General features: G+C 71.2%; 8 protein-coding genes and 1 riboswitch. Of the genes, 2 read left to right on the top strand and 6 right to left on the bottom strand.

Going from position 1 to position 9,620, the window contains the following annotated elements; genetic code table 11:
- Positions 1-127: 127 nt before the first annotated feature.
- The gene (gene paaN, locus AB0F61_RS05850; protein ID WP_357803671.1) at positions 128-1,801 is read right to left on the bottom strand and encodes a phenylacetic acid degradation protein PaaN; all 1,674 of its coding nucleotides are present in this window, start codon (positions 1,799-1,801) and stop codon (positions 128-130) included.
- Positions 1,802-2,031: 230 nt separating this feature from the next.
- On the opposite strand from paaN, the gene AB0F61_RS05845 reads away from it, so the two are divergent.
- Positions 2,032-4,224 (top strand): hypothetical protein, encoded by a 2,193-nt coding sequence (locus AB0F61_RS05845; protein ID WP_357803670.1) that lies wholly within the window; start codon positions 2,032-2,034, stop codon positions 4,222-4,224.
- 9 nt (positions 4,225-4,233) lie between these two features.
- On the opposite strand, the gene AB0F61_RS05840 is transcribed toward AB0F61_RS05845, so the two are convergent.
- The 4 genes from AB0F61_RS05840 to AB0F61_RS05825 form a co-directional block, all read right to left on the bottom strand.
- A complete protein-coding gene (locus AB0F61_RS05840; RefSeq protein WP_357803669.1) occupies positions 4,234-5,253 on the bottom strand; it encodes a GNAT family N-acetyltransferase in 1,020 nt (339 codons plus the stop codon).
- 332 nt (positions 5,254-5,585) lie between these two features.
- Positions 5,586-6,872, bottom strand: a complete 1,287-nt coding sequence (gene thrC / locus AB0F61_RS05835; RefSeq protein WP_357803667.1) for a threonine synthase — start codon at positions 6,870-6,872, stop codon at positions 5,586-5,588.
- Positions 6,873-6,882: 10 nt separating this feature from the next.
- Positions 6,883-7,018: riboswitch (SAM riboswitch) on the bottom strand.
- Between the two features lie 84 nt (positions 7,019-7,102).
- A complete protein-coding gene (locus tag AB0F61_RS05830; RefSeq protein WP_357803666.1) occupies positions 7,103-7,303 on the bottom strand; it encodes a hypothetical protein in 201 nt (66 codons plus the stop codon).
- Positions 7,304-7,449: 146 nt separating this feature from the next.
- A complete protein-coding gene (locus AB0F61_RS05825; protein WP_357803665.1) occupies positions 7,450-8,418 on the bottom strand; it encodes a DMT family transporter in 969 nt (322 codons plus the stop codon).
- A 91-nt stretch (positions 8,419-8,509) separates the two neighbouring features.
- Here AB0F61_RS05825 and AB0F61_RS05820 point away from each other — a divergent pair, with 91 nt between their 5' ends.
- Entirely contained in the window at positions 8,510-8,815 is a 306-nt protein-coding gene (locus AB0F61_RS05820; protein ID WP_357803663.1) for a metalloregulator ArsR/SmtB family transcription factor, read from the top strand.
- 226 nt (positions 8,816-9,041) lie between these two features.
- Here AB0F61_RS05820 and AB0F61_RS05815 read toward each other — a convergent pair whose 3' ends face one another.
- A complete protein-coding gene (locus AB0F61_RS05815) occupies positions 9,042-9,497 on the bottom strand; it encodes a DoxX family protein (protein WP_357803662.1) in 456 nt (151 codons plus the stop codon).
- Between the last annotated feature and the right edge of the window lie 123 nt (positions 9,498-9,620).

The raw sequence follows: 9,620 nt of genomic DNA, 5'->3' as shown, positions 1-9,620 counted from the left end.
GCGCCGTCCTGATCGACCGTGCGGTCCGGCGTCGCCGGGGCAGTTTGACGTTTGTGCCGACCCGCGCAGGGATCAAGCCTGACCGCCCGGAGCGGGTCGGGCTGCCCCGGAAACCCCACCGCAACCACTACACGTGACGCCGCGACTGAACGATCCGGAAGCGATTCGAAACGTAAGCCCCGTCCGTCAGCGCCGAGTTGGCCGCCGCGTTGGCGCCACTGCCGTGGAAGTCGGAGAACGCCGCCGACTGGTTGACGAAGACCCCGCCGGTGAGGTTGCAGGACAGGTGCACCCCGACCTCGACCGCCACCGCCTCGGTGGCGTCCAGCACCGCCTCGTCGGTGGAGTAGACCCCCGCGGTGAGCGCGCCCTTCTCGCCGACCGTGCGGCGCAGCAACTCCAGGCTGTGCGCTGTGGAGTCGGTCGCGATGGCGAACGAGATCGGCCCGAACCACTCCCGGCCGTACGTCTCCGCGTCGTCCGCGGTCAGCTTCACGATCGTCGGGGTACGCACCACCGCGTCGGCGTACGCCGGGTGGGTAACGGCCCGTGACTCCAGCACCGGCTCACCCACCTTGGTGACCTCGGCCAGCCGCTCCAGCACCCCGTCGTTGACGATGGCGCCGGTCAGCTCGACACCCCGGGCGGGGTCGGCGGTGAGCTTGCCGACCGCAGCCGCGATCCCGCCGGCCACCTCGTCGAAGCTCTTGTGCCCTTGGTCGGTCTCGATACCACCGGCCGGGATGAGGATGTTCTGCGAGGTGGTGCACATCTGACCGCTGTACAGGGTCAGCGTGAAGCCGAGGTTGCGGCACATGCCGGCGAAGTCGTCGGTGGAGTCGATGACGACAGTGTTCAGACCGGCCTTCTCGGTGTAGACCGATGCCTGCCGGGCGTGCGTCTCCAGCCAGTCGCCGTACTCGGTGGAGCCGGTGAAGTCGACGATCTTCACGGCGCGGTGCAGGGCCAGGTCGCTGGCGAGCTTCTCACCGGGCGCCTCGGCCGCCAGCATGATCAGGTTCGGGTCGAACCCGGCCTCGGCCAGCACCTCCCGGGCGTACTTCACGGTGATGGCAAGCGGCAGCACCGCGCGCGGGTGCGGCTTGACGAGCACCGGGTTGCCGGTGACGAGCGAGGCGAACAGCCCCGGGTAGGAGTTCCAGGTCGGGAAGGTGTTGCACCCGATCACCAGCGCCACCCCACGCGGCACCACGTGGAACGTCTTGGTCATCCGCAGCGGGTCGCCCTTGCCGGCGGACTTCTCCCAGCCGGCCGTGCCCGGGTGCCGGGTCATCTCGGCGTACGCGTACGCCAACGCCTCAAGGGCCCGGTCCAGCGCGTGCGCGCCGCCGGCCTGGAAGGCCATCACGAACGCCTGCCCGCTGGTGAACTGCACCGCGTTGGCCAGCTCGAAGATGTGCTTGTGCAGCCGGTCGAGGATCTCCAGGCAGACCCCCACCCGGGCCTGCGGGCCGGCGTCGCGCCAGGCCGGCAGCGCGGCGGAGGCGGCGTCGATCAACTCGCCGGGGCCGGCATGCGGGTAACGCACCGCCAGCTCCACCCCGAACGGGCTCGCCTCGGTGGCGACCCGTGCACCGGTGCCCGGCTGGTCGAGCGGAAAGTCACCACCGAGGTACGCCTCGAAGGCGGCCTTGCCGTCGGCGGCGGCGGTCTCGCCGTACACCCGAGGGCTTGGGGATTCGGGATAGGCGGACCAGTAGCCCCGCTCCGTGATCGCGGTCAGCGCACGGTTGAGGGTGTCGGCGTGCCTGTCGTACAGGGGATGCGGGGTCTCCGTCATGCCCGCCATCATGCCTGAGTCCGGTCCGCGAGCAGTAGCGCGAATGCCCGACAGCGGCTCATGCCTGAGTCCGGTCCGCGAGCAGTAGCGCGAATGCCCGACAGCGGCTCATGCCGCAGTCGGAGTCGGGAGCAGAAGCGCCAATGGCCGACGGCACCGGGGTTGCCCGGGGCGGCAGCGGGTAACCCCGGGCCTTCCGGCCAGGAAAGCCGGCCAGGGGAGGGCGGCGGGTGAGGATCACCGAGATCCGGGTGCACGGGGTCGCCGACAAGGGGCCCGAGACGATCCTCGATCGACCGATCGTCGCGCGGGTCGCGGGAGACGACAACGCCGGCTTCTACCGGCCACGGCCCGGCTACGGTTCCCCCGCCGACCGCAACGGGGTGACGCTTGAGGCGTACCGCTGGAGCCGGTTGACCGGCGGCACCGCCACTCGAACGTTCTCCCTGGTCCTGCTCCTGCCGTTCATGCTCAGCAACATCGCGGTCTGGATGCTGCCGGTAACCGGTCGCCGTGGCCGTGCCGGTCGGGCGCTGTGCCGGCTGCTGGCCGCGACGGTGACCGCGATGTACGTGCTCTCCACCGTCGGGGTGTCCCTCGACCTGATCGCGTGGCAGTGCGCGGCCTACCCGAGGTGCCTGGAGGGGCGGCGGGAGATCTCCTGGCTGGGCGGCGTGCCGCCCGGGCAGCGACTCGCGCTGCTGGCCGTACCGCCGATCATCGCGATCGTCCTGATCTGGCGACTCGGTGCCCGGACCTGGCAGCTCCCCGAGGACGGCAACCACCCACCCGGCGTGGGTGCGGACCGGCTCGACGCGCCCGCCTTCTGGGACACCCGCTCACTGCTGCGTCGCCTGCGCTCGGTGCACGTCGCGGTGGCGCTGGGCACGCTCGACATGACCCTGCTGCTGGTTCTGGCGCCGCACGACGCCACAGTGCCCGGCTGGCTGCTGCTGGCCGCGGATGTGGCGCTGCTCGCCGGCGCGGTGGTGTTGCTCTGCCGGCCGGCGATCGAGCGGCGCGGAGAGCGGGACCAGCGAAGTTCGCGGACGATCCGCTGGGTGGCCGTCGCGCTCACCGCACTGACCCTGGGGTACGCGTTGCTGCCACGGCCGCCGTGGAAGGCCGAGGGGGTGTTGCCCGGGTACGGGACGATGGCCGCTGGACTGTTCGCCGGGCAGGTGGCACTGCTCGCCATGCTGGGCCTGGTGGTCGTGGTGCAGCGCCGCGCCCTTCCCCGGCCCCTCTTCCTGCTGGTCGGGCTGGGCGCGCCGGTGCTGACAACCATCGCGATCGGGCTGGGCGTCGCCTACGACTCGGGCCTGACCTACGGGCTCGCCGAGTATCTGGACCGTGGTTCCAGCCCGACGCCCGCCCGGCCGCTGCCGCCCGGGGCGCCACCGCTGTCGCCGCCGATCGCCTACCGCTGGGTAGCCCTCGGCTTCACCCTCGCCACGGTCCTGGTGCTCGTGACGGCCCTGCTCATACCCCGGATCAGCCGGAATCGCCGGCGTCGGGAGGCCGAGGATCTGGTCCGGCGGGACTACCCGGAAGCGTCCCGGGCGGCCCCCGAACGGGCCCGGGCCGTCCGGGACGTGATCGTGCGTGCCAGGCTGACGGATCGGCTCGGGCCAATGCTGGCCGCCGCGTACGTGGTGTTGCTACTGCTCACCCTGGCGGCGGCCGGGCTCTCGGTGATCGGTCCCGGCCCGGGTGCGCTCGCGCTGAGACTCGGCGGCGAGTCGCTGGCCCGTCCGGTGATCTTCGTGACCGACCTGGGCGCCCTGCTGATCGGGCTGTTCGCCACGGTCCTCGCGGTGATGGGACTCGTCGCCTACCGATCCGGCGCGATCCGGCTGGTCGGGGTGCTCTGGGAGCTGGCCACCTTCTGGCCGCGTGCCGCACACCCGCTCGCCCCGCCGTGCTACGTCGAGCGGGCGGTCCCGGAGCTGGCCCGCCGGATCGGCCAGCTCACCGCCGACGGGAACGCGGTGGTGCTGTCCGGGCAGAGTCACGGCAGCGTGCTCGCGGCGGTGACGATCCTCCAGCTCCCCGACCGCTGCCGCCGGCGGGTGGCCCTGCTCACCTACGGCGCCCCGCTCGGAAACCGGTACCGGCGGATCTTCCCGGCGTACGTCAGCGACGAGATGTTGCGCGAGGTCGGCGGCCGGGTGGCCTGGCGGTGGATCAACCTGTGGCGGTACACCGACGCGGTGGGCGGACCGGTGTTCGCCCCGTACGTCGACGGACCCGACGACCCTGCCGCCCGGGTCGACCGCCGGGTACGGGATCCGAAGGGGCTGCTCATCCCACCGACCGACACGGTGCCCCCTCCGGTGCAGGGCCACCGGTTCACGCCTGACGACGACTTCCAGGCCGCGATCTGCGAGCTGGTCGAGCGCTGGGAACGGCCGGACGAGTGACCGGCCGGGTCAGAGCGTGAGCTGCCAGTCGGTCCAGGCGTCCACCGGGCGGAAGCCGAGTTGCTCGTTGATCGCCACCATGTAGCTGTTGCTCGTCGCGTTCCAGGTGTCGATCACCCGGACGGCCGGCTCGTGGGTGAGCAGGTGGTGCAGGTTCTCGGCCTTGGCGATGAGACCGAGCCGGTGCCCACGGTGATCCGGGTCGACGATGGTGATCTGCTGGAAGGCGTGCCAGTCGGCGGAGGCGCCCACGTCCAGGAGGGTCCAGGCGACCAGCCGGCCGGACGCCTCGTGGAGCATCCCGAGGTGGTAGCACCGCCGGCCCTTGGCGTCCAACGCCCGTTCGTTGCCACGGATGCGCTCGGCGTCCACCTGCTCCGGGTCCCACTGCACGTCACCCATCGGCGCGTCCGTGAGCAGCCGGCCGTCCAGGTAGGCGATGTCGGCGACGTACTCCTGCGGGGCTGCCCCCTGCCAGCAGACCGACCGGTAGCCCTCGGCTCGCGGCCGGGCCTCGGCCAGCGCCGCCCGCAGCGCGACCCGGTCGATCGCGTCGACGTCGAGCCGGCGACGCACCTCGGTGAGGGCGGGCTGGGCGCCGGTGGCGGCGGCGAACGCGTCGCCCGCCGCGCTTCGGGCTGGCCCGTCGGGCAGCGCGGAGACGGCCATCGCGACCACCCGCTTGCGGCCGTTCTCGCGCAGGAGGCGTACCCCGTGCTCGTGCAGCGCCCGGCCGACGCCCCGCCGCCGCAGCTCGGGATGCACCGTCAGTTCGGCGGTGGCGTTGTCGGTGTTGTCGAGGTAGGGCAGGTCCAGCTGGAGGTAACCGGCCGGGACCCCGTCGAGCCGAGCCAGCGCCCAGAGCGACCTGGTGCCGGGCATCGGCGTGTGGAACAACGCGTCGAAGCGTCGCCGGCAGAAGGGTGGGAGGTCCGGCAGATCGACGTCGTGGGCCGCCACGCCGATCAGGTACGCCTCGTCGACGGCGGCTCGGTCGGCGCCGTCGAACGTCGCGATGGTGATGCTCATGCCGCTGAGCGTGCGCCCGGGAAAGCGATCGGGCCAGCGAATTATTCGCTGGCCCGATCGAACGTGGTCGGGAGGGACACTCGCACAACGCCTCCGGCGTTGGGTCGCAAGAACTTCAAAAGTCTTCGGCGAAATGCCCTCCCGCACGGAGCATCTTGCGCCGTCCGGTTCCTGCCGTCAAGTCCGCAGGGGCGGGTTTTCCATACTCACAGCGAAACCCCAGTTACACGTTTGATCCACTCGGGTTTCCTGAGAACGGGGTGTCCGGGCCGGGCGATTACCGCGGCTTCCAGGAACCCGAGTGGATCAACGGGCCGACCCGGCGGGCCGGGTCAGCCGAGGAGGCCGGCGTCGCGGGCGGCGCGCAGCGAGGGCTTGATGTGGTGGGTCGGTCCGACCTGGCCGGCCACCGCGTCGACGGTCTTCAGACCCTCGCCGGTGTTGAACACGACGGTCTCCGCCGTCGGGTCGAGCCGACCGGATTCGACAAGCTTGCGGAGCACCGCCACGGTCACCCCGCCTGCGGTTTCGGCGAAGACACCTGTGGTGCGGGCCAGATCGCGGATGCCGGCGCGGATCTCGTCGTCGTCGGCGTACTCCATCCAGCCGCCGGTGCGGCGGACCGCCTCCAGGGCGTAGACGCCGGCGGCCGGGTCGCCGATGTTCAGCGACTTGGCGATGCCGGTGGGCTTGACCGGGATGATCGTGTCGCTGTCGTCGTGCAGCGCGACGGCGATCGGGTTGCAGCCGGCGGACTGCGCTCCGAAGACCTTCCAGCCGCCGGCCGGCGCCTCGACCAGGCCGATCTCCACCAGCTCGGAGAACGCCTTGTCGATCTTGGTGAGCAGTTCGCCGCTGGCCATCGGGATGACCACCTGCGCCGGGATGCGCCAGCCGAGCTGCTCGGCCACCTCGTAGCCGAGGGTCTTGGACCCCTCCGCGTAGTACGGCCGGACGTTCACGTTGACGAACGCGGTGTCCTCGAATTCGTCGGTCTCCACCAGCTCGCCGCAGAGCCGGTTGACGTCGTCGTAGGAGCCGTCGATGGCGACCAGCTCGCCGCCGTAGACGGCGGTGGTGATGACCTTGCCCTGCTCCAGGTCGCTGGGGATGAAGACCACCGACGGCACCCCCGCACGGGCGGCGTGCGCGGCCACCGAGTTGGCCAGGTTGCCCGTCGACGCGCAGGCGAACCGGGTGAAACCGAGCGCCTTCGCGGCGGTGAGCGCCACCGAGACGACCCGGTCCTTGAACGAGTGGGTCGGGTTGCCGCTGTCGTCCTTGACCCACAGCGGTGCGGTGATGCCCAGCTCGGCGGCGAGGCGCGGGGCCGCCACCAGCGGGGTCAGCCCCGGGTCGAGGGTGACCCGGGTGGCCGGGTCCTGACCGGCGGGGAGCAGTGCGGCGTAGCGCCAGATGTTCTCCGGGCCGGCCTCGATCTGCTCGCGGGTGACGGTGGCCAGTGCGGCGGTGTCGTAGTCGACCTCAAGCGGGCCGAAACACTCGTAGCAGGCGTGCTGGGCGACGAGCGGGTAACGGGCCGAGCAGGCACGACAGACCAGTGCGCGGGCGGGGCTGGCGGAGGTGTCGATGCCGGAGGCGGCGAGCGTCGACGTCATGTCGAGAGTCCTCTCATCTTTCCCCACATCGCACCGTGCGGCGGGGACGGAATTGGCACCTGCCCCGCGGGTCGCTCAGCGATGAGCGCGCGGGGTGGTTGCCGGGGCGTCGTCGGGCCGTATCCCTCAGCCCCTCTGGATGAGGTATGCAGTTGTGCAGTCGAGTCTAGGCAACTATGTCCGCCGCCTCTACCGCGGATCCCACGCTGTGAGCCGAGCAACTCAGCCAGTTACCGGCGGCGGCGCTTCCCGAGATAGATCGTCACGGCACCGAAGGCGACAAGCACCGCCACCAGAATCCAGCCGGCGACCGCGATGGCGCCACCGGTGGGCCGCCCGTCCCCGGCGACCAGCCATATCGCACCCCACACGAGGACGAGCCCGGTCATGACGGACACCAGGACGACCACGGCGCGCTGCACGGGGCTCATCGGCTGCTCTCGATCGACGTCACGACGATGCCCCTCGCTGGATGGCCGACCGCACGATCGGTGGCAGGGGCAGGCGGCTCATCGTGCCACGGATGCGCCGCCGCTATCTCCCCCGCCGCTGGGGCGTGGGACGACGGCGGGTGGGGTCAGCGGGCGCTCACCGCGACGGGGTCGACCACCGCGACCTGGTCGGTGATCGCGGTCGACCGCGGCGACGGCGAAGGCCGGGTCCGCGCCCTGGTGGCGAGGTTCGCGGCGACAAGCGCACCGATGGTGATGGCGGCCCCGGCCAGCTCGATCGGCTCCGGGCGGTAGCCGCGGGCGATCTGCACCGCGAAGGTGGTGACCGGGACCAGGTTCATGAACAGCGCGGCGTTGGCGGCACCGAGCCGCTGCACACCGGTGTTCCAGGCCAGGACCGCGACCACCGCGCCGATGACCACGGCGTACGCCAGTTGTGGGGTGACCGCCGCGAGGTCGGCGGCGGCCGGCGCGTGCTGCCAGCCGACGGCGTCCGCGCCGATGCTCGCGGCCAGCATGGCCGCCGTGCCGGCGAGCGCGGTCAGGGTCGTGAAGCGCAGCGGCGACCAGTCGCCGAACCGGCTGGCACCGTGCGTGTAGATGCCCCAGCCGAGCACCGCGCCGATCATCATCAGCCCACCGAGACCGAACTGGCCGAGCCCGGCCAGGCTCCCGCGGGTGATCACCAGGCCGACTCCGAGGAGCGCCACCAGGGAGAGGGCCAGCAGGAGCGGCTTCGGCCGTACGCCGTCACGGGCCCAGCGGACCAACTGGGTGATCAGCGGGGTGGTGGCCACGAAGAGGGCGATCTGCTGCGGGGCGGCGTGTTCGAGCGCGAGGTTGGTGAGCACGTTGAAGCCGGCGAAGCCGACCACGCCGAGCAGCAGGATCTCGCCCGTCCGGCCGCCGTGGCGCAGCGCGCCGGCACCTTCGCGCAGCAGCAGGATGGCGACCAGGACGACGCTGGCGAGCAGGTAGCGGGCGGTGGTCAGGTTGAGTGGGTCGACCCGGGTCAGGGCACTGGCCAGGACCGGGAACATCACGCCCCAGCCGAGCACGGCGAGCAGAGGATAGGCGGCGGCACGGGGTCGCATGGTCAACTCCAATGTTCGAGTATCGTCGAACCAACGACACCGACCATAGGGTGTTGTTCGATAGTTGTCGAACAAGGGTTACACTGGTCACATGGAGCCGCACGAACCCGACCTGACCGACGTACCGGTCACCACAGTGCTTGCCGCACTCGCCGACGACGTGCGGCTACAGATCGTGCGGGCGCTTGTCGAGGGCGGCGAGGCGACCTGCGGCAGCTTCGACTTCGGCGTCTCCAAGGCGACCCGCAGCCACCACCTCAAGGTGCTGCGCGAGGCCGGCCTGACCCGCACCCGGGCCGCCGGCACCAGCCGCCTGGTCCGACTCCGCCGCGACGAGCTGGACAAGCTCTACCCGGGCCTGCTGGACGCGGTCCTCGGCACGCGCACGCCGGCCTGACGCTCCCGCTTCGCCGCCCCCAGCTCTCGCCCTTCGCCCCCCGGCGCTCGCGGGGCGGGTGAGACCTGCCACCCGCGCACGCTATGGAGCTGAATCGTTCACGACATCAGCGCAGAGCCGGGTTCCGCTACACCCCGGGCAGACAGACCACTCCGGGGGCGACCCCCGACCGGACGCGTCGCCGGAGCCACCTCGTCGAGGCCCCGGCGACGCGGTACGGGTGCGGTCAAACGACCATCGAGCCGGGCTCGGCCACCGGCACCGCTGGAACGGACCGAACGTCGCGGCGACGGGCGAGCAGGTTGTCGAGCGCCCAGGAACCCGGGCCGAGGGCCGCGACCAGCAGGAACGACCAGCAGAAGAGCGCCGACAGCTCACCACCGTTGCGCAGGGGCAGCACATGATCCGGTTGGTGCACGACGAAGTAGGCGTACGCCATCGAGCCGGATGCGAGAAGAGCGGCGGGTCGGGTGAAGAGCCCGGCCAGCACCAGGGTGCCGCAGACCAGCTGGATCAGCGCGGCCCACCAGCCCGGCCAGGTGCCGAGCGCTATCGCCTCACCGGTCATCGGGTTGCCGCCGAACAACCCGAAGACCGAGGTGAGGCCGTGCAACGTGAACAGCAGGCCGATCACGATGCGGAACAGGGACAGGGTCGGCCCGCCGAGCCGAGGAACGTTCATCGGTACCTCCATCGAAGGAATCTGATCCCTTCAATGTGAGGCATGAAACCATCGAAGTTTATAAATTCCTTGTCAGTGGGAAAGTCCCCGGTCGGAATGTACCGGCGGCCGCGGCCCCGCGTC

The sequence above is a fragment of the Micromonospora sp. NPDC023888 genome (assembly GCF_040639415.1).
Taxonomy (GTDB): Bacteria; Actinomycetota; Actinomycetes; order Mycobacteriales; family Micromonosporaceae; genus Micromonospora.
Note: the sequence above shows the minus strand (reverse complement) of the source record. Positions and strands in the feature narration are given on the sequence as shown.